22 protein-coding genes are annotated in these 22,666 nt (G+C 61.9%); 11 read left to right on the plus strand and 11 right to left on the minus strand.

The window, feature by feature from the left end; translation table 11 throughout:
• Positions 1-26: 26 nt before the first annotated feature.
• Positions 27-1,019, minus strand: a complete 993-nt coding sequence (locus B1756_RS02935) for a hypothetical protein (protein WP_086887202.1) — start codon at positions 1,017-1,019, stop codon at positions 27-29.
• Positions 1,020-1,179: 160 nt separating this feature from the next.
• Here B1756_RS02935 and B1756_RS02940 point away from each other — a divergent pair, with 160 nt between their 5' ends.
• Positions 1,180-1,860, plus strand: a complete 681-nt coding sequence (locus B1756_RS02940; RefSeq protein WP_086887203.1) for an MBL fold metallo-hydrolase — start codon at positions 1,180-1,182, stop codon at positions 1,858-1,860.
• A gap of 117 nt (positions 1,861-1,977) precedes the next feature.
• Here B1756_RS02940 and B1756_RS02945 read toward each other — a convergent pair whose 3' ends face one another.
• Positions 1,978-2,727 carry a GNAT family N-acetyltransferase gene (locus tag B1756_RS02945; protein ID WP_086887204.1) on the minus strand — a complete coding sequence of 250 codons (750 nt, stop codon included), beginning with the start codon at positions 2,725-2,727 and terminating at the stop codon, positions 1,978-1,980.
• A gap of 174 nt (positions 2,728-2,901) precedes the next feature.
• Here B1756_RS02945 and B1756_RS02950 point away from each other — a divergent pair, with 174 nt between their 5' ends.
• The 6 genes from B1756_RS02950 to B1756_RS02975 all read left to right on the plus strand — a co-directional run bounded on the left by B1756_RS02950 (position 2,902) and on the right by B1756_RS02975 (position 8,017).
• Positions 2,902-3,999, plus strand: a complete 1,098-nt coding sequence (locus B1756_RS02950; protein ID WP_086890011.1) for a succinylglutamate desuccinylase/aspartoacylase family protein — start codon at positions 2,902-2,904, stop codon at positions 3,997-3,999.
• Positions 4,000-4,135: 136 nt separating this feature from the next.
• Positions 4,136-4,600, plus strand: a complete 465-nt coding sequence (locus tag B1756_RS02955; protein ID WP_086887205.1) for a succinate dehydrogenase/fumarate reductase transmembrane subunit — start codon at positions 4,136-4,138, stop codon at positions 4,598-4,600.
• A complete protein-coding gene (locus B1756_RS02960; protein ID WP_086887206.1) occupies positions 4,600-4,965 on the plus strand; it encodes a succinate dehydrogenase/fumarate reductase transmembrane subunit in 366 nt (121 codons plus the stop codon). Before B1756_RS02955 ends, B1756_RS02960 begins: the two co-directional genes overlap by 1 nt.
• Before the next feature lies 1 nt (position 4,966).
• Complete coding sequence (locus B1756_RS02965) at positions 4,967-5,842, plus strand: succinate dehydrogenase/fumarate reductase iron-sulfur subunit (protein WP_086887207.1); 876 nt, start codon at positions 4,967-4,969, stop codon at positions 5,840-5,842.
• 1 nt (position 5,843) lies between these two features.
• Complete coding sequence (locus B1756_RS02970) at positions 5,844-7,682, plus strand: FAD-binding protein (protein ID WP_086887208.1); 1,839 nt, start codon at positions 5,844-5,846, stop codon at positions 7,680-7,682.
• A gap of 152 nt (positions 7,683-7,834) precedes the next feature.
• Entirely contained in the window at positions 7,835-8,017 is a 183-nt protein-coding gene (locus B1756_RS02975) for a hypothetical protein (RefSeq protein ID WP_086890012.1), read from the plus strand.
• A 73-nt stretch (positions 8,018-8,090) separates the two neighbouring features.
• On the opposite strand, the gene B1756_RS02980 is transcribed toward B1756_RS02975, so the two are convergent.
• Positions 8,091-8,285 (minus strand): XapX domain-containing protein, encoded by a 195-nt coding sequence (locus B1756_RS02980; protein WP_086887209.1) that lies wholly within the window; start codon positions 8,283-8,285, stop codon positions 8,091-8,093.
• 296 nt (positions 8,286-8,581) lie between these two features.
• Between B1756_RS02980 and B1756_RS02985 the strand changes: the two genes are divergently transcribed.
• On the plus strand, positions 8,582-8,824 hold the full coding sequence (locus B1756_RS02985) for a MarR family transcriptional regulator (protein ID WP_086887210.1): 243 nt from the start codon (positions 8,582-8,584) through the stop codon (positions 8,822-8,824).
• Positions 8,825-8,827: 3 nt separating this feature from the next.
• On the opposite strand, the gene B1756_RS02990 is transcribed toward B1756_RS02985, so the two are convergent.
• Positions 8,828-9,643: an HD domain-containing protein gene (locus B1756_RS02990; RefSeq protein WP_086887211.1), complete on the minus strand. Its 816-nt coding sequence runs from the start codon at positions 9,641-9,643 to the stop codon at positions 8,828-8,830.
• 134 nt (positions 9,644-9,777) lie between these two features.
• Between B1756_RS02990 and B1756_RS02995 the strand changes: the two genes are divergently transcribed.
• Entirely contained in the window at positions 9,778-10,908 is a 1,131-nt protein-coding gene (locus tag B1756_RS02995; protein WP_120649689.1) for a transposase, read from the plus strand.
• A 428-nt stretch (positions 10,909-11,336) separates the two neighbouring features.
• Here the strand turns inward: B1756_RS02995 and B1756_RS03000 are convergent, their stop codons facing one another.
• From B1756_RS03000 to B1756_RS03010, 3 genes are all read right to left on the minus strand, one after another.
• A complete protein-coding gene (locus tag B1756_RS03000) occupies positions 11,337-12,386 on the minus strand; it encodes an RNA-guided endonuclease TnpB family protein (protein WP_086887212.1) in 1,050 nt (349 codons plus the stop codon).
• 143 nt (positions 12,387-12,529) lie between these two features.
• Positions 12,530-13,537 (minus strand): TIGR04024 family LLM class F420-dependent oxidoreductase, encoded by a 1,008-nt coding sequence (locus B1756_RS03005; protein ID WP_086890013.1) that lies wholly within the window; start codon positions 13,535-13,537, stop codon positions 12,530-12,532.
• Between the two features lie 152 nt (positions 13,538-13,689).
• Positions 13,690-14,004: a DUF8152 family protein gene (locus tag B1756_RS03010; RefSeq protein ID WP_394340692.1), complete on the minus strand. Its 315-nt coding sequence runs from the start codon at positions 14,002-14,004 to the stop codon at positions 13,690-13,692.
• 128 nt (positions 14,005-14,132) lie between these two features.
• On the opposite strand from B1756_RS03010, the gene B1756_RS03015 reads away from it, so the two are divergent.
• The gene (locus B1756_RS03015; protein WP_086887213.1) at positions 14,133-15,551 is read left to right on the plus strand and encodes an FAD-binding oxidoreductase; all 1,419 of its coding nucleotides are present in this window, start codon (positions 14,133-14,135) and stop codon (positions 15,549-15,551) included.
• Between the two features lie 42 nt (positions 15,552-15,593).
• On the opposite strand, the gene B1756_RS03020 is transcribed toward B1756_RS03015, so the two are convergent.
• The 3 genes from B1756_RS03020 to B1756_RS03030 form a co-directional block, all read right to left on the minus strand.
• On the minus strand, positions 15,594-15,935 hold the full coding sequence (locus B1756_RS03020) for a transcriptional regulator (RefSeq protein ID WP_086887214.1): 342 nt from the start codon (positions 15,933-15,935) through the stop codon (positions 15,594-15,596).
• Between the two features lie 491 nt (positions 15,936-16,426).
• Positions 16,427-19,375 (minus strand): GAF domain-containing protein, encoded by a 2,949-nt coding sequence (locus B1756_RS03025; RefSeq protein WP_086887215.1) that lies wholly within the window; start codon positions 19,373-19,375, stop codon positions 16,427-16,429.
• Between the two features lie 181 nt (positions 19,376-19,556).
• Positions 19,557-21,248: a thiamine pyrophosphate-binding protein gene (locus B1756_RS03030; protein ID WP_086887216.1), complete on the minus strand. Its 1,692-nt coding sequence runs from the start codon at positions 21,246-21,248 to the stop codon at positions 19,557-19,559.
• Between the two features lie 151 nt (positions 21,249-21,399).
• On the opposite strand from B1756_RS03030, the gene B1756_RS03035 reads away from it, so the two are divergent.
• The gene (locus tag B1756_RS03035) at positions 21,400-22,275 is read left to right on the plus strand and encodes a UbiA family prenyltransferase (protein ID WP_086887217.1); all 876 of its coding nucleotides are present in this window, start codon (positions 21,400-21,402) and stop codon (positions 22,273-22,275) included.
• Positions 22,276-22,325: 50 nt separating this feature from the next.
• Here the strand turns inward: B1756_RS03035 and B1756_RS03040 are convergent, their stop codons facing one another.
• A complete protein-coding gene (locus B1756_RS03040; protein WP_228434444.1) occupies positions 22,326-22,592 on the minus strand; it encodes a hypothetical protein in 267 nt (88 codons plus the stop codon).
• Between the last annotated feature and the right edge of the window lie 74 nt (positions 22,593-22,666).

Raw genomic sequence — 22,666 nt, forward strand, 5'->3', positions numbered from 1 at the left:
GACGCGTGAACGGTATCAGCTGGTTGCTACAGCAGACCGCGGCTCTCGAGGTGATAGTCCAGAATCGGATCGAACGCCTCGAGGTACGTCTCGAGATCGACCGACTCCACGCCGTCGGTGTGGGAAGCGGCCGCGTCGTACTCGGCGTGCCAGCGTTCGAGAAAGTGCGTTTCCGCGTGACTGTCACGAATCGTGTCGACGACCGGCTCGACGGTCTCGGGGGTCGGATCGGCCTGTACTGCGCGGAGTTGGTCGAACGAAACGACGCCAGTCTCGAGTGCGTGGACGACGACGCCCGAGACCGGGTCGCCCTCCTCGAGTTCGCGTTCCCAGGTGACGAGCCAGTTACAGATGCGCGCCAGCCGCTGGGCGTGAGCGACCACCCGCCGAAGCCCCGCGAGTTCGGTCGCGTCGAACGCGGAGGCGTTGCAGAGGTCCACGGTCGCGTAAAAGCAGATCATCATGTTGTGGACGTCGTAGCGCCAGAGGTCGTCCATCGAGACGATCCCGAGGTGATCGTCGGCCAGCCCCGCGTAGGTCATCGCGGCAACGATTTGCTCGAGGTCGAACCGGAGAAGGTCGGAAAACTCCTCGTACCGGGGGCTCTCGGCCAGCCGTTCCTCGGCGGCTTCCCAGACCGACTCGAGGTACCGGATCACGTCGGCATCGACGCCCGCTCGATTCGGATCGGCTGTCGCGTGGTCGAACGGAATCTTCGTGGCCTCACGGAAGGTCGCCTCGTCGCCGTGACGTTCGGCGAGGTCGTCGATGGTCGTGACGAACAGCGAGGCGAGTAATTTCGCTTCCTGGGTCCGTTCTCGTCGACCGTCGTCGACGCAGGAGAGCGTAAACGTCGGAAAGAGGTGAGCGAGCCACTGCCAGAGGTACGGATCGCGATCTCCGACGGTGGTTTCGTACTCGGCGAGTAGCGGCTGGATCGATTCGGGCAACGATTCCTCGCGGACGATCTCGACGAGGTCGGCACCTTCGTCGACGTCGAACTGTTGATGTCGGCTCACTGCCGTAACGATTACCGATGGTAACATTACTTTTCGCGTGAAACAATTAGGCCGATAAAAATATGCACAGATCGGGACACGGTTGGCTGACGGGCGACACGGACACGCCTCGAGCCGAGATCACCCAGAGCTATCACGGTGTATCGAGAATCCAACGTCCATGTCCGAGACTGAACGAGCGAACGTTCACGCACTCCCGATCTCGATCGAGTACGGCGGACGACCGCTCACGATCACCCCGGTCGTCCTCGAGACAGATCGCGGCCTCGTCCTCGTCGACGTCGGGCCGGAGGGAGCTATCGATGCCATCGCGAGCCACGTCGAAGACCTCGGTTACGACCTCCAGGACGTCTGGCTGGTGCTCTGTACCCACCACGACGGCGATCACGTGGCCGGACTCGCCGAACTGCTCGAGCGAACTGACGCGATCGTCGCCGCTCACGAGGCGGAGGCACCCTACGTTCGTGGCGACGAGGAGCCGATCAAAGGGGACGGGGACCGCTATTCACCCGTCCGCGTGGACCTCGAGCTCGCCGACGGCGTCCGGATTCCGACGCTGGACGGCCCGGTCGAACTGGTCGAGACGCCGGGACACTCCCCCGGCCACGTCTCGCTATACAAACCCTCGTCGTCACTCCTGATCGCCGGCGACGCCCTCGTCGCTGACGGCGACGAACCGCTGTCGGGACCGAAACCGGAGTATACGCCCGACGAGGAACGAGCACTCGAGTCGGTCGGGAGACTGGCCGACCTCGAGATCGATCAGGTCGTCTGTTATCACGGCGGCCACGTCGAGGCCGGGAGCGACCGCATTCGCGAGATTGCGGCGACTCGAGACTGACGGTCGCTGGCTGAAGACGAGAGCGAACGCCCTCTCATACGGATTCCTGTACCGATGTCCCGGCGCAACCGCGGCACGGGTCGCGGGTATGCCGGAACTGACGGACAGGAAACCGTATCAGAGGTAGGAAGCGTCCCAGCGGGTCGCCTTCCGCTCGTTCCCACAGGCGTTACAGACGATCCGTCCCATCGAGTCCATCGCGTTGTCCAGCGAGTCACACTGCCCGCAGAACCAGCCGTACAGTTCCTCGCGATCCTCGGTCGCGTAGGTCCGGTAGAACGGCGCCGATTCGCCGCGGGCAGCCTCGCCGTAACTCACGAAGACCGTCTCGCCTTCGACCTCGAGTTCGTCGATCGCGGCCCAGCCTTCGTCCTCGAGCGTTCCCTCGACGTAGACGTTCTCGGTGAACGTCTCCTCGCCGATTTCGACCTCGCGAGTGTCGGCCCGTTCGAATCCGTGGTTCTGGTAGAAGGTGTTGCCGCCGTCGTTGTCCGCGAGAACGAGCCCCTGGACCTGTTCGGCACCCTCCTCGAGGAGAGTCTCGCGGGTGCGCACGAGTAATCTGACGCCGGTCCCGCCACCGCGGTGGTCGGGATCGACGTGGAGCCAGAGGATGCGCCCGGTCTTGTGAACGTCACCGATCAGGTCACAGTGGGCGAAACCGGCGGGTTCGCCGTCGCGTTCGACCAGCAGGGCGATCGTCTCGTCGGCAGCGAGTTCGTCGGCGAACTCGTCGTCGTACCACTGGTCGATCGCGCTCTCGATCGTCTCCTCGTCGAGAAAATCCGTGTACGAAGAGTCGAGTGAGTTCCTGGCGATCGAGCGGACGGCCTCGAGATCTCCCGGCGTGGCTTCACGAATTTCCATACCCCATCTACCATCCCCTCCTACAAAACGTATGCCCACGTGGCACCATTCGCGACGCCCGTCCAGTTCGACGACGAGATGCACACGAATCGTCGGAACGTACGGACGTCGGTGGCTGGAACTGCCGATAGCCCGGGGGATAAGATTCACGTCGCTGTCGCGGGACGTACGGGTATGACCGACGACGCTGCCGAGCCGCCCGACGGAAGCGACCCGCCCGACGGCGTACAGGATCTCGAGTACGACAACGAACCGTTCACCTACGACGGGGGACGGGTCGATCCCGGCGAGTCGGCGAACATCCGCTACGGAATCAGCGAGACCTATCTCGGCGATCCCGTCCGGATCCCGGTGACGATCGTCAACGGCCCGTACCCCGGTCCGACCGTCTTCCTCTCTGCGGCGGCCCACGGCGACGAATTAAACGGCATCGAGGTCGTCCGGGAAGTCGCACACGACTGGGACCACACCGACCTCCACGGGACGCTGGTCTGTCTCCCCGTGTTGAACGTCCCGGGGTTTCTGGCACAGGAACGCTACCTCCCGATCTACGACCGGGACCTCAACCGCTCGTTTCCCGGGCGAGAGGGATCGACCAGCGCCCGACGGATGGCCCATCGCATCTTCAGGAACTTCGTCGCCCCCTGCGACCTCGGAATCGACTTTCACACCTCGACCCGCGGCCGGACCAACATGCTCCACGTGCGGGCGAACGTCAATAATTTTACCGTGAACCGCCTCGCGCGGGCGTTCAGTTCGAACGTCGTGATCGGGGGCGAAGGACCCTCGGGAACGCTTCGTCGCGAGGCGACCGACGCCGGCGTCCCGACGATCACCGTCGAGATGGGCGAGGCTCACCGCTTCCAGCGCCGACTGATAGACCGCGCGCTGACCGGCGTCGCGAGCGTCCTCGCGGAATTTGGCTGTCACCCGGATTCGTCGGTCCACTGGCCCGGCTGGCGAACCGTCATCGACGCCGACGACGAGAAAACCTGGCTTCGCGCGGATGCCGGTGGAATCGTCGACATGAAACGCGGTCGGGGTGCCCTCGTCGAGGAAGGCGAGGTCATCTGTACGATCACCAACCCGTTCAAAGAAGAAGACGAGGTCGTCACCGTCGAGGCCCCCTTCACGGGACTGATCGTCGGTGTCCTCGAGAACCCCGTCGTCTACCCCGGAAACCCGCTGTGTCACCTCGTCGGCCTCTCGGCTGACACCAGGATCGCACTCGAGCGCGAACAGACGACCGAGCGCTCTCGAAGCGAACTCTAGGGACCAGTAAATCACCGTTCGCGGCTCCGAACACGTCGGCCGTCGCGTGACCCGGAACATCGATCGTTACTGTCCGAGGTCTCGAGGCGTCAAAGGTAAGTTCTATACCCTCACGGTCGAACGTCCACACGAGCGCATGAGTCAGTCTTACAATCGCGGCCTCGTCGAGGACTTCGGTCGCTGGAAGGAGTTCTCGGCCGGGATGTGGGCCTGGATCTTCCACAAGTTCACTGGGTGGATCCTCATCGGCTACCTGTTTACCCACATCGCGGTGTTGAGCACGGCCGTTGGTGGTGTACAGGGCGAAACGGTCGAAGTGGACACTGCGGCGTTACCGAACGTCGAGAACATCGGCGTCGCAGACGTCGACATCTACACGGCCACGCTGGGTGGACTCGAGAGTCTCCTCATCATCCGGATTCTCGAAGTCGGCCTCCTCGCCGTTGCCGTCTTCCACATTCTCAACGGCCTCCGGCTGTTGCTGGTCGACCTCGGGATCGGTCTGGACTCCCAGGACAAGAGTTTCTACGCGTCGCTGATCCTCACGGGGATCATCACCGTCGCGTCCGTTCCGACGTTCACCACGGGGGTGGGCTTCTAATGGCCGAACGACACTCCTCGTTCGTCCCCGGGGGTACCGCCTGGTTCCTCCAGCGCGTGACGGCGGCGTTCCTGATCGTCGTGCTGGCGATGCACTTTTTCCTGTTGCACTTCGTCAACCACGCCTACGCTGTCACCCTCGACGACACGGTTGCTCGCATGGAGAACGTGGGCTACTTCCTGACGATGGTGTTGTTCCTCTGGGCCGGCGCGTTCCACGGTATCAACGGCGTCTACAACGCACTCGTCAACCAGGGACTCAGCGGCACCCCGAAGAAGGTAGTGCTTGCAGTCCTTACACTGGCAGGCCTCGCACTCGTCGCACAGGGCACCTACGTTGCACTCGTCATGGCGGGGTGGATGTAACATGAGCACGCAACAACAAGAACCCGAATCGCAGGAAGCACCGGCAGACCCCGAGATGAAGGGGACGCAGTCGCCCCAGGAGCGGCGACTCGAGGAGAAAGAAGCGGGACTCGACGCCCAGGCCGAAGCGGATGCGGAAGCCGAGGGCGAGACGGTCCACATCAAGGTCTTCCGATACGACCCCGAAGTCGAAGCCAAGCAGGAACCGCGCTTCGACGACTTCCACGTCCCCTTCGAGAAGGGGATGACTGTCCTCGACGCGGTCATGTACGCCCGCGACGAGTTCGACTCCTCGCTTACGTTCCGCCACTCCTGTCGGCAGGCCGTCTGTGGCTCCGACGCCTTCTTCGTCAACGGCCGGCAGAAACTCGGCTGCAAGACCCAGCTCGCCGATCTCGAGCAGCCGATTCGTATCGAACCGCTACCCCACCAGGAGGTCGTCAAGGACCTGGTCGTCGACATGGACCACTTCTACGACCAGATGCACGCCGTCGAGCCGTACTTCCAGGACGAAGATACGCCGGATCCGGCCGACCTCGAAGAACAGCGCCAGAGTCCCGAGAACCGCGAGAAGATCAAGATGTCCTCGCGCTGTATCTGGTGTGGCGCGTGTATGTCCTCGTGTAACATCGCTGCCGGTGACAACGAGTACCTCGGTCCCGCGGCGATCAACAAGGCCTACAAGTTCGCGATGGACGACCGCGAAAGCGAGGAGATCAAAGAGCATCGGCTCCGCATCTTAGAGCAGGAACACGGCGTCTGGCGTTGCCAGACCCAGTTCTCCTGTACCGAGGTGTGTCCGAAAGACATCCCGCTCACCGAGCACATTCAGGAGCTCAAACGGGAAGCTGTGAAGAAGAACCTGAAGTTCTGGTAATATGTACGAACACGACGTCATCGTGGTCGGCGCCGGCGGCGCCGGCCTCCGGGCCGCAATCGCAGCGCACGAGGCGGGAGCCGACACGGCGCTCGTCACGAAACTCCACCCGGTCCGCAGCCACACCGGTGCCGCGGAAGGTGGGATCAACGCCGCCCTCCAGGAGGGCGACGACTGGGAACTCCACGCCTACGACACGATGAAGGGTTCCGACTACCTGGGCGACGCCCCGGCAGTCGAGACCCTCGCACAGGACTCCCCCGAGGACACGATGCGACTCGAGCACTGGGGGATGCCCTTCTCGCGCGAAGAGGACGGGACAGTCTCCCAGCGGCCGTTCGGTGGTCTCTCGTACCCACGAACGACGTTCGCTGGCGCCGAGACCGGTCACCACCTGCTGCACACGATGTACGAGCAGGTCGTCAAGCGAGGCATTCAGGTCTACGACGAGTGGTACGTGATGAACCTCGCGGTCACCGACGAGGACGACCCCAACGATCGGACCTGCCACGGCGTCGTCGCCTACGACGTCCAGACCGGTCAGATCGAGGGCTTCAAGGCCAACAGCGGTGTCATCCTCGCGACCGGTGGCCCCGGTCAGGCGTTCGACCACACCACCAACGCCGTCTCCTGTACCGGTGACGGTCACGCGATCGCCTACCGCGCCGGCGCGCCGCTCGAGGACATGGAGTTCATCCAGTTCCACCCGACTTCGCTGCCGTCGACGGGCGTCCTGATCTCCGAGGGTGTCCGTGGCGAAGGTGGCATCCTCTACAACAACGAGGGCGAACGGTTCATGTTCGAGTACGGCTACGCGAACAACTCCGGCGAACTCGCCTCTCGCGACGTCGTCGCCCGTGCCGAACTCACCGAGGTTGCCGAAGGCCGGGGCGTCAACGACGAGTACGTCCACCTCGACATGCGCCACCTCGGTGAAGAGCGCATCCTGGACCGCCTCGAGAACATCCTCCACCTCGCAGAGGACTTCGAAGGCGTCGACGGGCTCGTCGAACCGATGCCGGTCAAACCCGGCCAGCACTACGCGATGGGTGGGATCGACGTCGACGAGAACGGTCAGACCTGCATCAACGGCCTCTATGCCGCTGGCGAGGCTGCCTGTGTCTCCGTCCACGGCGGTAACCGACTCGGCGGCAACGCGTTACCCGAACTGATCGTCTTCGGCAAGCGCGCCGGTCGCCACGCCGCCGGTGAGGACCTTGGCGAACCCCAGATCCAGACCGGCTACGGCGACGACGTCGAAGACGAAACCGACGCGGACCTCCCAGTCCAGCCCGGCGAAGCCGGCCTCGAGACCGCGGGTGGCGTCGCCGCAGACGGTGGCGTTGCAGCCGACGCCGAGGGCATTCTGGAGCGGACCGTCGAGCGCGAACGCGAACGCGTCGACCGCCTGATGGATCGCAACGAGGGCATCCAGCACGCCGAGATCCGTCAGAAGCTCCAGAAGGCGATGACCGACCACGTCAACGTCTTCCGTACCGAAGAGGGCATCAAGAAGGCGCTCCGGGTTATCCGCGAGTGCCGCGAGCAGTATCAGGACGTCTACGTCGACGACCCCTCGCGCACGTTCAACACCGATCTCCAGCAGACCTACGAGACACGCAACTTGATCGACGTCGCCGAGACGATCGCACTCGGCGCGCTCGTGCGCAACGAGTTCCGTGGTGCCCACTGGCGACAGGAGAATCAAGAACGCGACGACGAGAACTGGCTCAAACACACGCTCATCTCCTGGAACGGCGGCGAGCCCAGGATCTTCTACCGCCCGGTGATCCTCGAGGGCGAAGAGAAGACCTACGAGCCGAAAGAGCGCAGTTACTGAGCCACCGCTCACCCGGTAGATTCAGCCGGATTTCCGTTTCTCTTCCCGTTCGATTCGAATCAGCTATCGGCGATTCAGCCGCTCACAACCCGTCACGTACCGGCCAGTCGACACCAGCAGGCCTATCCGTGCGTGCCCCCGAGTTCGAGACGATGAGCCTCGAGCGATTCGTCAAAGCCAATCTCCTGGTCTTGCCTATCGTTCTCGTCGTCGGCTACTTCTACCTCGCTTCGCTCCCGGTGATCGTACTTCCGATCGGCGTGGCGTACGTCACTGCCTCCGTGCTACTCACGTTCGCGTGGATCATGTCGCGGCTCTCCTTGCGGCTGTGGTAACCGACGTGAGAGTCTCGACGACGACCGAGTGGGAAGTTCTCACTTCGTCCGCGTTCACCCGGAACTGCTGCTCTCACAATCCGAGGGCATCGAGGAGGTCGACGCCGATGTCCGCGTAGTCGATCAGTTTGTATCCGATGAAGATTCCGACGATCCCCATGATGCCGGGGAGTTCCGGCGGCGCCGGGATTGGGACATTGAGAAACCGGAACAGGGCACCGGTGAGCAATCCGGTGAGTAGCGCGAGGACAGTAATCTGCGTCGACATCCCTTCTCACTCTGGCGGGAGGACACAAAAACGGCACGTCCATCCTCTCTCGGTCGGACATTAGCCCCGACGCCGCTCGAGTCGCTCGTTAGCCGGTGGAGTACCACGACCAGCGATAGCCGTCTCGTCGATTGGTACAAATTCCGGACTGTCCGATTGTAGTGGCCTGAAGACGTGATGGATGAAATTTCGACGACGGGATGCTGACGATACCGGCAAGTGAACTCGGCGGGGAGCAATGATTTCGACGATCGTTGAAATAGGGATTTATTATCGTCGAAAGACATCGTCCGACTATGCAACCGAATCCACCGGAACCGATCGACACCGACCTCGATCTCTCCGTGCCGCCGGCCCTCGAGTCACCACGAGCCAAGCTGATCTACCTGTACGTGAGCGCTCGCGACGGTGCCACAGTCGAACAGCTACAGGTGGACCTCGCGATCAAGAAAGGGACGGCGCTGTCGATCGCCAGCACGCTCCGAAAGCGAGGATTCCTCGAGCGAACCGACGATGGATTCGATATCTGTGGCCAGTAGCGTCTAGAGTTCGATCCGTTCGACGAGTTGTTCCCGGTTTTCGTTCGTGTTGACCGCGACGATCCTGATCTGGTCCTCGAGGCCGGATCCACTGAGTTTCGCCTTCAGAAGGTTGTCCACCTGGTAGACACCCGCGGCGTTGGTCATCGCGATCTCGACCATCACCGGACGTGTGTCACCTTCGTACAGCGAGACGCGTTCGATCGCCTGACTCGAGAGGGTGTTGATGCCCCGCCCGCCGTGTTCGTAGGGGATGCGCGATCGCCCGCGTTCCATGTCGAGGGCGTCAGCGACGCGGATGACGCCTGCTTCCGTCGTCAGCGGCGTCTCGGCGCGGTGGTGACAGAGGATCGCGTGGAGGACCTCTCCTTTCACCCGGACTCGTCCGGCGACGTCGTAGAACTCCGGGAGGATGCGATCCAGAATGTCAGCTGCGAGCGGGATCGAGTAGTAGGCGTGGTCGTCGCGGTGGACGACGTGGCCGACGTCGTGGAGCATCGCAGCCAGCGCGATGATCACCGACTCGTCTTCTTCGGCCAGATCCTGTTCGCGGGCCCCGTTGAAGTCGACGTCGCTCGCCTTGAGCAGGTCGTACAGACAGAGCGCGCGGTTGCGGACGATCTCGATGTGTTTCGGACCGTGGTCGTTGTAGCGCATCCGGTCGACCGCGTTGACGTTCTGGGCCTCGAGATAGGTCTGAATTTCCTCGTCGTCGTCGACCACCTCGAGGACGGCGTTGAGCTTCTCGTCGGGGAAGTTGTGACTGTCGTCGGGGTCGTACACCCGGCGGGACCCCTCGTCGGCGGCGCGTTCGCTCATAGAGGTACGTCCGTGGCTGGTAGCAAAAGGGCTGCGGCGACCACGTCTTGGTGCAGGTTTGACATCCTCCCGCGCCTAAACAGTAGTTGCTGAAGTGACCAAGTGACGATTGCCGTCGCGGTCGTTGTCTCGATATGGTCGAGACAACTGAGGCAACGCAGGTGACTCGTGCAGCGTCGTCGATGCTGTTTCCAGAACTTGAGTTCGGGATCGCTGCGAACGGCACCTATCCGAGCGAGGACTTCCAGCAAGTCCTCGCTCGGATCGCATTCGACAATGAATTCGCCAATACTGGTGCGAAAGCCTATCAGCTCGCCCGTGGCGACGATATCGCCATTGACGCAACCGCTCGAAATCCGCTCGCACGAGCGCTCCTCTACCATCTACGTGGACTCGACGCGGACGCGGTCGACGATCAGTTCGACCGCGTCCGCGACGCAATCCTCGACGAAGCCGCTCGCAACCGCGTGTTTACCAGGCCAGTAGACGTCGCAATCGACGTTCACGACTGGCTCTATTACGGGGACAAAGAGACTCCTCACGTCTGTACAACGAATCCAGCGCAGGGCACCGATCGCGCGTACAAGTTCGCTACCGTCTGTATCGTCGATCCGAGCGTCCGTTTCACGCTTGGATCGGTAGCCTTGGAGGGCAGCGATACCGACGAGTTGGCGGATGCACTCCGCCAACTCGTCTCAGACGTCCGCGAGTATGTCGAAATCAACCGCCTTTATCTCGATCGTGGCTTCTATCGTGTTCACCTCGCCCTAGCGCTCGAAGAACTCGACGTTGAGTTCCTCATGCGTGCGCCGCAAACACAAAAGGTACAGCAATTTATTGATGACCACGACAGCGACACGTTCATTGCAGAGTACGAGATGGCTCGGTCGAATCCGCCGACGGGCCGAACGACAGTCCGGCTCGTCGTCGTTCCGCATCGAACACGAAATGACGACCACTTCTGTCTGGTTACCAACCGCGATCTCGACGTCGGCACTGACGTCGAGATCGCCCGGCCACTGGCTGAAGCATATCGCCGTCGTTGGGGAATCGAAACGTCCTATCGCAAGATTACGGAGTTTCTCCCGAGAACGTCGTCACCGACGTTCTCAGTACGGCTCTTTTACTTCCTGTTCGCCGTCGCGCTGTACAATCTGTGGGTGTTGACGAACCTGCTCGTGACGTCCCGCCGGGCGGTCGGGACGGATCCAGTCGTCCCGACCGCCCTGTTTCGCGCGTTTCTCGGGCAAATACCGTACGGGTAGCGGTTATCTCGGCGACTGACTCGGGCTGAGCAGCCCGAGTCAGTACGCCCCTCAGTACTGGTAAGACTGGAAGAACAAGGCTGAGGAAACGCTTCGACAGCTGTTACGCTCTCTGGACAGCACTGAGAACGGTTTCACGAAGCCGGAGTTGAGAACGACACTCCAATCCTTGCGGCTTTCCTGATCGAATCAGCAACTACTGTAAAGTCGCGGGAATCCACGACGTGGATATTCAGGTTGCGCGTTTCCTCGGGGTTCAAGTACGCTTTCGCGTGACCCGTCGACGGTCGCCGTCCAGTTGTGACCACGGACGTGCTTTCCAGCGCGTACAGCCCTGTCAATGGGGCCTTCCTCCCCGCATACAGCGAGTATCGAAGATAGCTGGCTATTCAACCAGCGAGGTAGCACGGTTCGCCTCAGCCGAACTGTTAGGCCGTGCATGGTTCTCCCTCCCGTTGTGCAATGTTCTCCGAAGCGTTCAGGTCGGCGTGGCGTCCTCGACCGCACTCCGAACACGAAAAGTGGTCGCCATCACGGGTTCCCATCGAACCACACGCCGAACACCGTTGGCTGGTATGGTAGGCATCAACTTTCTCGACGCGGATACCAGCGCGTTCGGCTTTGTACGTGATGAACTGTTGGAGTTGGTGGAAATGCCACGAGTGAACACCTGACCACGAACTATTCTCACGGACACCTTCGAGGTCTTCCATCCGAATGACGGGGTTCTCGAACTGTTCCGCGAACGCGATGAGGCGACGGGAGAGTTTGTGGTTCAAGTCTGTGATTCGACGCTGTTCTTTGTTACCAACGCGGTTGCGTGCGCGAAGCGCACCCGCTTCCGAAAGCGAATCGCGTAGGGAACGATAGTTGCGTCGAACGTACTTCGCCTCACCACCCGACACCAACATCGACTCACCATCACCGTATGCGGTCACGGCGAGGATGTGCCGTTCACCAATGTCGACGCCGATTGGCGTTTCGCCCGACGTGTCGGCGTCGTACTCGATATTGAACGTACAGAACCAATCGTCACTACGGCGGTACACTTGTAGCCGTGTCTTCTTTGCGTCACCCTCGACCAGTCGGTCTACAGGGTCGGCAATGTCGTCATACACTTCGATAGGCGTGTACCACCATTGAGAGACGCACGGGAAGCCGACGACGACCGTGCCGTTCTCAGTTGTGTCGATTTCCCAGTTCTGGTTGTTGACGGCGAACGGCTGACTCTCTCGGTAGCGAACATCTCCGTCCTTGTTGTGGTCTGATTTCGCCTCTCGGATGGCCTGGTTCTGGATGGCCGAATAGAGATCGTTGTCGATGCTGGCCGTGGTCACGGACTTGTCGAAGTCGCCGTTTTTCCATCCGTCGATGCAGAACTGCTTGGTATCACGGTAGAGTCCAGAGGCGTGTTGCCACTCTTTCCGCCGTGAGAGGGACGGGTTGTGGAACTTCGCGGTGACAGTCACCGTGACCATTATAATTGTAATTAGTTACGATTGTTTGAATATCTGTTGGAATATCTGACTGTGCTATCGTCGGCGGGTTGCGTCACTAAGTGACGGCGCGTATCCACGGCCTAAAGACCGTGGCATTGCGCCTGTTCAACCTGTAAACCGTATCAGACCGCGTCGACGACCGCTTCCATCGTCGTGCGCTTTTCTCCTTCGCTCATCTCGTTGACGAACCCGACACGAATCGCGTCGACACCCTCGAGGCTGGCGTACTCTTCGACCCACTCGCTGACCTCCTCGGGCGTCCCCGCGGGAGCGAGCGCGTCGAGCACTTCGTCGGGCAGCGCGGCGGCCATCGCTTCCGTATCTCGTTCGCCCCACGCCTCGCGGACGTCCTCGACCACGTCGGGGTAGCCCTGTTCTGCGACCGAGTTCCCGTAGTAGGGGCCGTACGCACCGAGCATGAACGCGATCGTTCCCCGGGCTTTCGCCCGTGCCGTCTCGCGATCCTCGCTCGCGATGCCACGGACGATGGGCGCGACCCGGAGGTCATCGAGGTCCTTCCCCGCGAGGTCTGCCCCCCGCTCGAGGTCCTCGAGTCGCTCCTCGAGGCCGTCCCTGGTGAACATCTGTGGTGCCCAGCCGTCGCCGAAGCGGCCGGCCATCTCGGTGGCTTTGGGGCCGAGCGTTGCGACGTCGATCGGCGGCGGGTTCTCGGGCGTCTCGCGTTCGTAGTTGAGACCGGCAATGTCGAATATTTCGCCCTCGTAGGCTGGACTTCCGTTTTCGTAGACCGACCGGACGATCTCGATCGTCTCGCGAGTACGACGCAATGGTCGATCGAACTCGAGACCGTGCCAGCGTTCGGTGATCGCGGGCGAGCTGGGGCCAATACCGAGGCGGAATCGGCCGTCGGCGGCCGCGTGCAGCGCCAGTGCGGTCTGGGCCAGCATCGCGGGTGATCGTCCAAACGGCGAGACGACGTCGTTCGAGATGCCAAGCTCGTCGGTGCGGTCGGCCGCGAGCGTCAGCGCCGGGACGATGTTCCACCCGGTCGTCTCGCCGACGGTGATCCGGTCGAAGCCGAGTTCCTCTGCCTCGCCAGCGCGGTCGCCGACCTCCTGTGGACTGTCGTAGTCGCCCAGCCTGATCAGCAGGTCGCGTTCGGCGGTCACGCTGCTCCCCTCCGGGTCGGTTCGTACGTCTCTGGCGTGTGCGTCATCATCGTTCGTCCACAACCCCGTCACGAATTCACATAAAGTTCAGCGTTTCCGACAGACTCGAGCGCGCCGCTGTCGGGCCGTTCCTGGCCGGAGCCGACGCCGGTTCAGGACTCGAGGAGGTCCGTACACTCTCGTCGTGCCGCCGCGAGGTGCTGATCGGCCTCGTCGTGGCCCGTCTCTTCGACTTCCGCGAGGAGGCCGCTGATCTTGCTGACTCGCCGGGCGACCGTCTCTCGATCGAGGTCGCTCGTCGCCAGGTCGCGCGCGATGCTCTCTGCCTCCCCGAGCCAGCGGTTGGACCGACGATCGATCGGCAGTTCGCCGGTGGCCTCGAGGTGGTAGCGTAGCCGGGCGAGTCGCTCCTCCAGGGCGTGCTCGTCGATCGCGTTGGTGATCGTTGGGTCTCGGTTCTCGCCCACGGCTGTGTGTTCGACTCCCGTTCCTGTAATCCTGTGCCAGAACTGGCCGGCCGACGGTCGACCAGTACGGATGACCGGACCCACGCCCACGTGGAAACGTTGATACGGATTCTGACCAACGTGAGCGTATGACACACGATTGCGCGTTCCTCACGGATCTCGCGCTCGCAGACGACCAGGTCTCGTTCGACGAGGGCCGTCGTGACTCTCACGCCGCAGACTGGGGGACCGAAGGGTCGCCCGACCGAACGCTCCCCGACGCCGTCGTCTGGCCGGAGTCGACCGACGACGTGTCGACTGTGCTCGCCGCGGCGACCGATCACGGGGTGCCGGTCACCCCCTACGCCGCGGGGACGGGCCTCGAGGGTGGTTCACTGCCGGCTCACGGCGGGATCAGTCTGGACCTGACCCGGATGGACGACGTCTACGAGTATCGACCGGAGGACTTCCAGATCGACGTCGGCCCCGGAATCATCGGCTCCGACGTGGAGGGGTACGTCGCCGACGACGGCCTCTTCTTCCCGCCGTTGCCCTCCTCGGGCGACATCTCGACGATCGGCGGCATGATCGCCACCGACGCCAGCGGCATGCAGACCGTCAAGTACGGCGAGATCCACGACTGGGTGCTCGGCCTCGAGGCCGTCCTCGCCGACGGCACGGTGATCGAGACCGGTTCGCGGGCGATCAAGACCTCGAGCGGCTACAACCTGACCGATCTGCTGGTCGGCAGCGAGGGAACTCTCGCTGTCGTCACCCGCGCCACGCTGCAACTGGCGGGCCGCCCCGAACAGATCCGCGGCGGGCGGGCGATCTTCGACTCGCTCGACGACGCAACGGCGGCGATCCAGGAGGCGATCCGCACCGAAGTCGACGTCGCCCGGATCGAACTGCTCGACAGCCTGAGCGCTCGCATGGCCAACGCCTACCTCGACACCGGCCTGCCGGACGCCCCGATGGTCTTCCTCGAGTTCCACGCCAACCACGGCGTCGAGGAGGAAGTCGACCTCTGCCGGGCGATCTTCGAGGCCCACGGCGTCGAGCGCTTCGAACTGAGCGACGACGAGCGCGAGATGGAAGCCCTCTGGCGGGCCCGCCGGGAACTCGCCTACGCCACGCGCCAGTGGGACCCAGACCTCGAGCCCCAGCACCCCGGCGACGTGACGGTGCCGATCAGCGCCTACGGGGACGTCGTTCGCGAAGCAAAGCGCCTCGGCGAGGAGTACGACGTGCTCGTTCCCTGTTTCGGCCACGCGGGGGACGGCAACGTCCACTACAGCGTACTCGCCGATCCCGAGGACCCGGACCACGTCGAGCGCGCGCACACGGTCTATCGAGAGATCGTCGACCTCGCCATCGACCACGGCGGCACCGCAACGGGCGAACACGGCATCGCACTGGGCAAGCGCAAATTCCTCGAGCGCGAACACGGGTCGGGCGCAGTCGACGCGATGCGCGCGGTCAAACGTGCGCTCGATCCGACCGATACGCTGAACCCGGGCAAACTGTTCCCCGAGACGCTCGAGGGCGAGCGGGTTCGGGAGGAGTGATCTGGGCGAGTTACCCGATGGCCGGTGGTCATCTCAAACTGGTCACAGCCAGTCGTCGGGTAATTCGTCGGCGTGGTTCTGCAGCAACTCGAGCAGTGGTTGAATCTCGTCGAATTGAGGCCCCTTCTGTATTGAGTTTGTGTCCCGATCCCACTCGATGAATTCTGATTCTTCCAGCTTGGGAAGGTGCTTATGCCATGTGTGAATAGTGAGCGTTTCCAAGTTCTCAGTCGCGGATTCAGTGTCTGAAGAAATCTGTGGGTTGTCGGCAACCTGTGGATTGTGTTCCAGCAGCGCGACGAGCAGGCGACGGCGATATCGTTTTTCCAGGACGTTTAAAACGGTATCCATAGACGGTGGCGGACTCTCTTCTTCAGTTGCCATACTTTCGATCCCCGTTGATGTGACCCCTGGCTCTCACGGTACCGTCGGCCGCAAGCAATGGGCGATCCGATGCGACCCGTGCTATAATTTTGTCGCCGGAAACCTGTTCGTCTTGTTTCGAGAGCTGGAACGTAATTCGCCGGTTGTTTCGGTCACTCAGCCTACTGAGCATTTCCGATAGCGCTGATGGTACATTCGTGTTGGATGATAGTTCCCTCGGTTCGTGTTCAGTATAACTGCGTATCTCTTGATTGCAAGTCACACCCTCAATTGGGGCGGGACCATCGAAAGAACAGTCTCGGTAAACTACGACAGGACTCGACGCTCAATCGCACTATTGCGAAAGTGGGCTGGTCTCAGCCACAGGTACTGTCTTCCGGATACTTCTGAAACTCCACCAGTTCCGATGTAAAGGAATATGTAGGGGTGATGGGTGAGCGAAAAAGAGAATACAGAACGCAATAATGAGATAAATGGCAACTGGTGTTCAACTACGCCTGTGGTTCGTAGTCGAACACCATCGTCAGGAGTTCCCGTTCGCCCCCTCTGAGGTGATAATTGAACGTCGACTGTGAGAGATCCAGCGCATCGGAGAGTTCCTTGCCCGTTTGGACGCGGGGCGACTCGAAGTACCCACTCCGGTAGGCCAGTTGGAGGATCTCCTGTTGACGAGGTGTAAGACGCTGTTCGAATGCAGTTTGGAGTCGCTGTTCAGTGTCGGGCGGCCTGGTTCGAGACCGGCGAGCGAGCAAGTCGAGATCTGGAATATCACCCCTCACACCCTCGACGAACTCGCGAACGTCGACTGCCTCCGACAACTCTACGACGGCAGTAGCCGTCCCCGCGTCGATGTTTAGCGAGCGGATCGTTACGTCCCGCTCGAGGAATTTGCCGACGAGCGTTGAATTTGGCAGCCGTGCTTTGAACAGGGAAGCCGAATCACGTTCAGCCAACAAAGATAAGTTCTTGATGGTGAGTGATTGCTCGCTTGCAGTCAGTGCCTCGTCGGGAGACACGTCCCTCCCAGTGAAGAACACTGTCATGTCCCCATCGTCTCTGGGCACTGCTCCGGTAAAGTCGATCGTACAGTCGGCCTCCTGGGCGAGGCGAACGAGTGGCATCTCTGCCGTCGTTTGGAGCGTGAGTTCGACGGTACTATCTGATTGATGGGTGATCCTGGTTTCGACTGCATGAATCGCGTGGGCAATCGTCTCTCCGAGTTCCGAAAGGACGTCCACGTTCTGCTCGTTGGGTTGTGGCGTCCTGCCGTACACCACCAAGACACCGTAGATAGACTCCTCGTAGACGAGTGGAATACAAAAACACGACCGTCCACCAGCTCTCAGCGCGGCTTCGCGCCACGGCGTTGCCCGTGGATCCGTTGCAGTGTCAGTGACGACTTCAGCCTCACCCGTTCGGACTGCGGTGACGACCGGCCGCTCACCGAGGACAGACTCCTCGTCCGTAGTGAGTTGCTCTAGAGAGGTACTATCGATCCCCGACCACTCTCGTGGGGCAATCGTGCCGACGGTGACGTCGAACTCGCCGACCCAGGCGAACTCGAACAGGGGTGACTCGGCCAAGTGTTCGCAGACGGCTTCATCGATAGCTCCGACCGTCTGTGCCTGAACGAGCGCTTGATCGATCTCCCTGATCAACATGTTGAGCTGATCGAGCCGAACTAACTCCGTGTTCTGCTGCTCCAACTTCGCTTTGCTGTTGGCACGGTCCCACGCGGTCTCGACCGTGGTGGCGACCGTCTCTACGAGGTCAACTAACCTATCGTCGAACGTGTCGGCCCGCGTCGAGCCGGCACAGATGACACCATGTCTCCCCAGTGGGGCGAAGACATAACTTCGCAGTGGTGAGGCCCCCGCTTCGCTCTCACCAACCTCGACGTCGTTTTCGACGTTCACATCGTCACCGACGAATGTCTGCCAGACTTGCCCGGAAAGGTGAGCTGGCAGGTGAACTGAATCAGGTTCGATTTCGGGGCTCGTTCGACTGGCGTATTCGTCGAGCTCGCCGCTCGTCTCGTCGTATTTCCAAAGCGCGGCGTACTCGATGTCGAGGACCGATTGGACGATGTCGGCGGTCCGGATCGGTATATTCTCGGGATCAGCGTCGATCAGTTCCTGGGTTGCGACGTTGAGCCGTTCGAGCGCCGCCTCGTTCTCACGAATGCGTTTTTCTGCGCGCTTGCGCCCGGTGATGTCGCGTGAGAGTGCGAGGACGTATGCACGATCCAGTTGATCCAGCTCGATGTACGAGACGTTAACTTCAACCGGGAATGTGGAGCCGTCCTTCCGCTGATGCGTCCCGTTAAATGTGGTGTGCCCATCGGATTTGAGGGCCGTCACGAACGCCCGGTAGTCCTCCAGCGTAGGGAGGTCGGTATCGATGTCGGGCACCGTTAAGTCCAGTAGTTCCTCGCGAGAGTAGCCAAGCTGTCGGGTAGCGGTGTCGTTCACAGTGAGAATCTCACCGGTTCCGGGATCTTCGACGAAGACGGCGTCGGTGGAGTAATCGAGTAGCGTGCGGAACAGTTCGCGGTCGCGTTCGCGCTCACGCTGCTCGGTTACGTCCTGAAAATAGAGTGATAGACCGGATGTAGACGGATAGGCGTGAACCTCGAACCAGCTGTCGAGTGGTGGGTAGTACTCCTCAAATGAAGTGGGCTCCTGGGTGGTAACCACCTTACAGTATTGCTCCTCAAACGTCGTTCCGAGCGCCGGCTCGAACACGTCCCACAGGTTCCTGCCTACAGGTCCTTCGCCGTCGAAACCAATCAGCTCCGCTCCACGCTCGTTGATATATGTAATGGTCCAATCGGCATCCATTCCGATGAATCCATCAGTGATGCGATTGAGCGTCTCTTTGAGCTCACTTTCCCTTTCGTGATACTGTTTCTTCAATCCCACTTCTACAATCGCTGACGAAAGCACGTTTGCAATGCTCTGAATGAAGTTCACGTCGTGGCCGGTGAACTCGCGGTGCTCAGCCGTGTGTACTCCAAGAGCGCCCCATGGTTCCTCTACAGAGCCTATGATAACGCTGACACCACTGACGACGTTATGGTTGGTGAGCAGTTCAGGCCCGGAAAACCGTTCATCAGTCCGAAGGTCATTCACGATGGTCGGTTCCTCTGAAAGCAAGGTGTAGCCCGCTTGAGAGTCAACCTCCGTCGGCACCGTTGTGTCGCCCACGAGGCCATCGCGCCAGCCGAAACCCTGTCGGAGGATCATTTCGTCCCTATCAGGGAGCAATTCCAGCACCTTGGCGTAATCACTATCGAGTATCTCGGCAATAGCAACCGTAGCGTCGTGCATCAACTGGTCGAGATTGTCGGTTTCGAGCGCTTGTTGGCCGAGCTCAGCGACGACTTCCTGCTGCCGGACTCTGGTGTGCAACTCGGTATTCTGTCCGACAGTCGAATCCATGTTGAGGTCTGTACGGCGGGAAGATGGGTAAACTTCTCGATATTAATTCACACCGTAATAAATCAGATTAATAGAACGGTTCTAACAGGCACTGTTTCCACCCGGACGTGAATATACACGTCTATTTTAACATATCTGTCTCAGTCACACTGGGAAGTGTGCGAATCTACGCTGCTCCTGATCAGTCCTGCACCAGCACGTCGAGCACGTCGACGCCGTCGTTCTCGAGCGCTTCCTCGAGTGCGTCCTCGATCTCGTCAGGCGTTTCGACCAGCTGGGCGTTTGCGCCGTGGCTCTCGGCGTTTTTCACGAGGTCGACGGGCGGGTCGAAGTCCATCCCGACGAACGCGTAGTCGTCTTCCTCGCCGCCCATCAGGTCGAGCGTGTTGTCCTTGAGGATGCGGTAGTTGCGGTTGTCGGAGATGACGACGGTGAGGTCGAGATCGTGGCGAGCGGCGCTGTAGATCGAGTGGGGGTAGTACTGGTAGGAGCCGTCACCGATGAATCCGATCACCTCGCGTGGATCCTCGCGCTGGCCCTCCGCCACGGCGGCACCGACGGCCGCCGGCAGGCCGTAGCCGAGCCCACCACCTTTGTTCGAGATGTACTGTTCGGCGTCCATCTCCCAGCGGGTAAGCATCGCGTACTTCGAGGTGATCCCCTCGTCGACGACGTACGGATCGCTCACGACGCGCTCGATCGTATCGACCAGCTGGGCCTTCGACGCCCGCGGATCGTCGTCGCCTGATCCCTCGCCGATGCTCGAGAGTCGAGCCCCGACCATCTCCTTGACCCCCGCAACGTTCTCGAGGCGGGACTCGAGGGTCTCCTCGTCGACCCGGTCACCGACGCGGTCTGCGAGATTCTGCAGGACGAGACCGGGGTCGCCGAGGACGGCGCAGTCTGCGTGTTCGTTCTTGCCGAGTTGCCAGGCGTCGTGGCCGAGGTGGACGATGGTCGCGTCGGTGTTGTACAGCGACCCCTCGTGGCGGGTCAGCGTCGTGTGGGTCGAACAGCCGGCGAACACCAGGGTGTCGGTGTCCTGCAGCATCGAGGCGAGTTCCTGGTTCGGCGGCACGTGAGAGACCCACTGGTCGTGGTCCGTCGGGAACGCGACCTCACTCGAGAGGATCTCGCCGTGGACTCGCGCGCCCGAGGCTTCCGCGAAGTCGACGGCTGCGTCGACGGCGTCGGCTCCGGCGCGGGCGACGTGATCGCCGACGACCATCACGGGACTGTCGGCCGCCGCGACGATGTCGGCCGCCAGCTCGAGCTGGGCAGGGTCACCGCGACCAGCGTTCGGAATCGGGCCCAGGGGTTCGGGATCGGCCTCGGTTTCCTCCATGACGACGTCGAGGGGGAGCCCGAGGAAGACGGGACCCGTCGGCGGCGTCATGGCGACCCGAAACGCCCGCCGGAGCATCGTCGGGAGCGCCGCGACGTCGAGGACCTCGTCGGACCACTTGCAGAACTGGTCGGCGAGGTCGACGAGGTCGCCCGAGAGTATCGGTTCTTCGTGTCGGAAGTCCGTGCTGTGGTTGCCCGCGGTGACCACGAGCGGCGCGCCAGTGATCTTCGCAGCGTAGAGGTTCCCCAGCCCGTGGGCCAGCCCCGGTGCGATGTGCAGGTTCGCGACCCCGACGGGTAACACGGAGTCGTCGTGGTGGCTGTGATACCGCCGGGTCTGAGCATAGCCACCGGCCATCCCCACTGCGATATCCTCGTGCAGCCCGAGGACGTACTCGAGGTCGCTCTGCCCGATGGCCTCGACGATCGGAAGTTCCGTCGTCCCGGGATTCCCGAAGACGTAGTCGACGCCGTAGGACTCGAGTGCGTCGACGAACAGGTCGGCACCCGTGTACGCGTCTGTCATGGTCGTTCGTGAGTTGAGCCGGAACATCAAAGTGCGTGTTTCGGAACTCGAGGCCGGCTTCCACTCGCTCGCTTTTCGGAAGTTCGATCGTTCCTGTCCCACCGACCGCCGCTGGGACAGGAACTATGGCGTCGTTCGTTGGGGCTAGGGTATGTCCCTGCTGCGACACGATCGCGGTGTCGGTGGCGTCGCTCGAGCCTACTGGTCGCAGGTGCATCCGGTGTTCATGCTGCCGCCGGTCGCGGCCTCGCTGTTCGGTGCGATTCTCGCGGGCGACGGCGCTGGCACTGCGACGACGACTGCCACTGCAGTCCACGCGGTCGCGATCTTCGCTGCGGTCTACACGGCTCACCTCAAAGACGGCTACGTCGATTTCCACGTCCGCGGCGAGGACGACGACCACCCGCTGACCGAACGCGGCTGTCGCGTCGGTCTGGTCGCCTCGAGTGCGCTCTTCGCACTCTGTTGTCTGCTCCTGTGGGAACTCGCCGGCTGGCTCGCAGTCGCGCTCACCGTACCAACGTGGGGTATCGCGTACCTTCACGCCCCGCAACTCGACACGAACCCGCTGACCGCCACCACGGGGTACCCCCTCGGCATCGCGCTGGCGATCCTCGGCGGGTACGCCGTCCAGACAGGCACCGTGAGCGGCGTCGCCCTCGGCTTCGCACTCGTCTTCCTCGTCTTGCTCACGGGGATCAAGGTGGTCGACGACGCCCAGGACTACGACTACGACCGCTCGATCGACAAGATCACCGTCGCCGTCCGGGTCGGGCCGGCGCGGGCACACCGCGTCGCCTACGGGCTCATGGCGACCGCACTGGTTGTGGTCGTCGCACTCGCAGTCAGTCAGATCTTCCCGCCGACTGCCGTCCTCGCCGCGCTCGCGTTCGCTGCCGTGGCCCTCGTTGCTCGACGGGCCGAACCGGAACTGGCGACCATGCTCCTCGTACGCGGCTCGTACGTCTTCCTCGCCGTGCTGGTTGCCGCCGTCTGGTTTCAACCGCTCTCGAGGCTCGGCATCTGAGTATCCGCCCGCCGCTGCCCGCGTATGCAGCCGAGAACGAACCGCCCGGATCAGCCGCCGATGTAGCCAAGCTGGAGAAGGGCGATCGTCAGCATCGACAGCGAGAAACTCGCCAGCCCGATTCCAGCGAAGACCAGACCGAACCAGCGACGGTGCATCACCGTCATCAGCCTGTAGCCGCTGTAGGCGGCGACGATGCCGACGAACGGGAGCAACAGCGAGACCACTGCCGAGATGATCGCCAGCCACAGGTGTACCATGTGCTGCTGGCTGGCGATTTCGACGTCTTCCATCAGGGTTCGCGTGGGTTCGGGCATCGGTCGTCGTGTCGGTGTGATCTGGGTCGGCAGTACCACGTCTGCGCGAATACACGCGCGACAGTTCCACTCGA

This window comes from Natrarchaeobaculum aegyptiacum (assembly GCF_002156705.1).
Taxonomy (GTDB): Archaea; Halobacteriota; Halobacteria; order Halobacteriales; family Natrialbaceae; genus Natrarchaeobaculum; species Natrarchaeobaculum aegyptiacum.

What these genes read in the sequence shown, in the direction of transcription:
- B1756_RS02970 (WP_086887208.1), top strand. Translation starts at nt 5,844, where the DNA reads ATGTACGAACACGACGTCATCGTGGTCGGCGCCGGCGGCGCCGGCCTC.
- B1756_RS02940 (WP_086887203.1), top strand. Translation starts at nt 1,180, where the DNA reads ATGTCCGAGACTGAACGAGCGAACGTTCACGCACTCCCGATCTCGATC.
- B1756_RS03015 (WP_086887213.1), top strand. Translation starts at nt 14,133, where the DNA reads ATGACACACGATTGCGCGTTCCTCACGGATCTCGCGCTCGCAGACGAC.
- B1756_RS03035 (WP_086887217.1), top strand. Translation starts at nt 21,400, where the DNA reads ATGTCCCTGCTGCGACACGATCGCGGTGTCGGTGGCGTCGCTCGAGCC.
- B1756_RS02995 (WP_120649689.1), top strand. Translation starts at nt 9,778, where the DNA reads ATGGTCGAGACAACTGAGGCAACGCAGGTGACTCGTGCAGCGTCGTCG.
- B1756_RS03000 (WP_086887212.1), bottom strand. Translation starts at nt 12,386, where the DNA reads ATGGTCACGGTGACTGTCACCGCGAAGTTCCACAACCCGTCCCTCTCA.
- B1756_RS03040 (WP_228434444.1), bottom strand. Translation starts at nt 22,592, where the DNA reads ATGCCCGAACCCACGCGAACCCTGATGGAAGACGTCGAAATCGCCAGC.
- B1756_RS03025 (WP_086887215.1), bottom strand. Translation starts at nt 19,375, where the DNA reads ATGGATTCGACTGTCGGACAGAATACCGAGTTGCACACCAGAGTCCGG.
- B1756_RS03030 (WP_086887216.1), bottom strand. Translation starts at nt 21,248, where the DNA reads ATGACAGACGCGTACACGGGTGCCGACCTGTTCGTCGACGCACTCGAG.
- B1756_RS03020 (WP_086887214.1), bottom strand. Translation starts at nt 15,935, where the DNA reads ATGGCAACTGAAGAAGAGAGTCCGCCACCGTCTATGGATACCGTTTTA.
- B1756_RS02950 (WP_086890011.1), top strand. Translation starts at nt 2,902, where the DNA reads ATGACCGACGACGCTGCCGAGCCGCCCGACGGAAGCGACCCGCCCGAC.
- B1756_RS02955 (WP_086887205.1), top strand. Translation starts at nt 4,136, where the DNA reads ATGAGTCAGTCTTACAATCGCGGCCTCGTCGAGGACTTCGGTCGCTGG.
- B1756_RS02990 (WP_086887211.1), bottom strand. Translation starts at nt 9,643, where the DNA reads ATGAGCGAACGCGCCGCCGACGAGGGGTCCCGCCGGGTGTACGACCCC.
- B1756_RS02975 (WP_086890012.1), top strand. Translation starts at nt 7,835, where the DNA reads ATGAGCCTCGAGCGATTCGTCAAAGCCAATCTCCTGGTCTTGCCTATC.
- B1756_RS02945 (WP_086887204.1), bottom strand. Translation starts at nt 2,727, where the DNA reads ATGGAAATTCGTGAAGCCACGCCGGGAGATCTCGAGGCCGTCCGCTCG.
- B1756_RS02960 (WP_086887206.1), top strand. Translation starts at nt 4,600, where the DNA reads ATGGCCGAACGACACTCCTCGTTCGTCCCCGGGGGTACCGCCTGGTTC.
- B1756_RS02980 (WP_086887209.1), bottom strand. Translation starts at nt 8,285, where the DNA reads ATGTCGACGCAGATTACTGTCCTCGCGCTACTCACCGGATTGCTCACC.
- B1756_RS02965 (WP_086887207.1), top strand. Translation starts at nt 4,967, where the DNA reads ATGAGCACGCAACAACAAGAACCCGAATCGCAGGAAGCACCGGCAGAC.
- B1756_RS02985 (WP_086887210.1), top strand. Translation starts at nt 8,582, where the DNA reads ATGCAACCGAATCCACCGGAACCGATCGACACCGACCTCGATCTCTCC.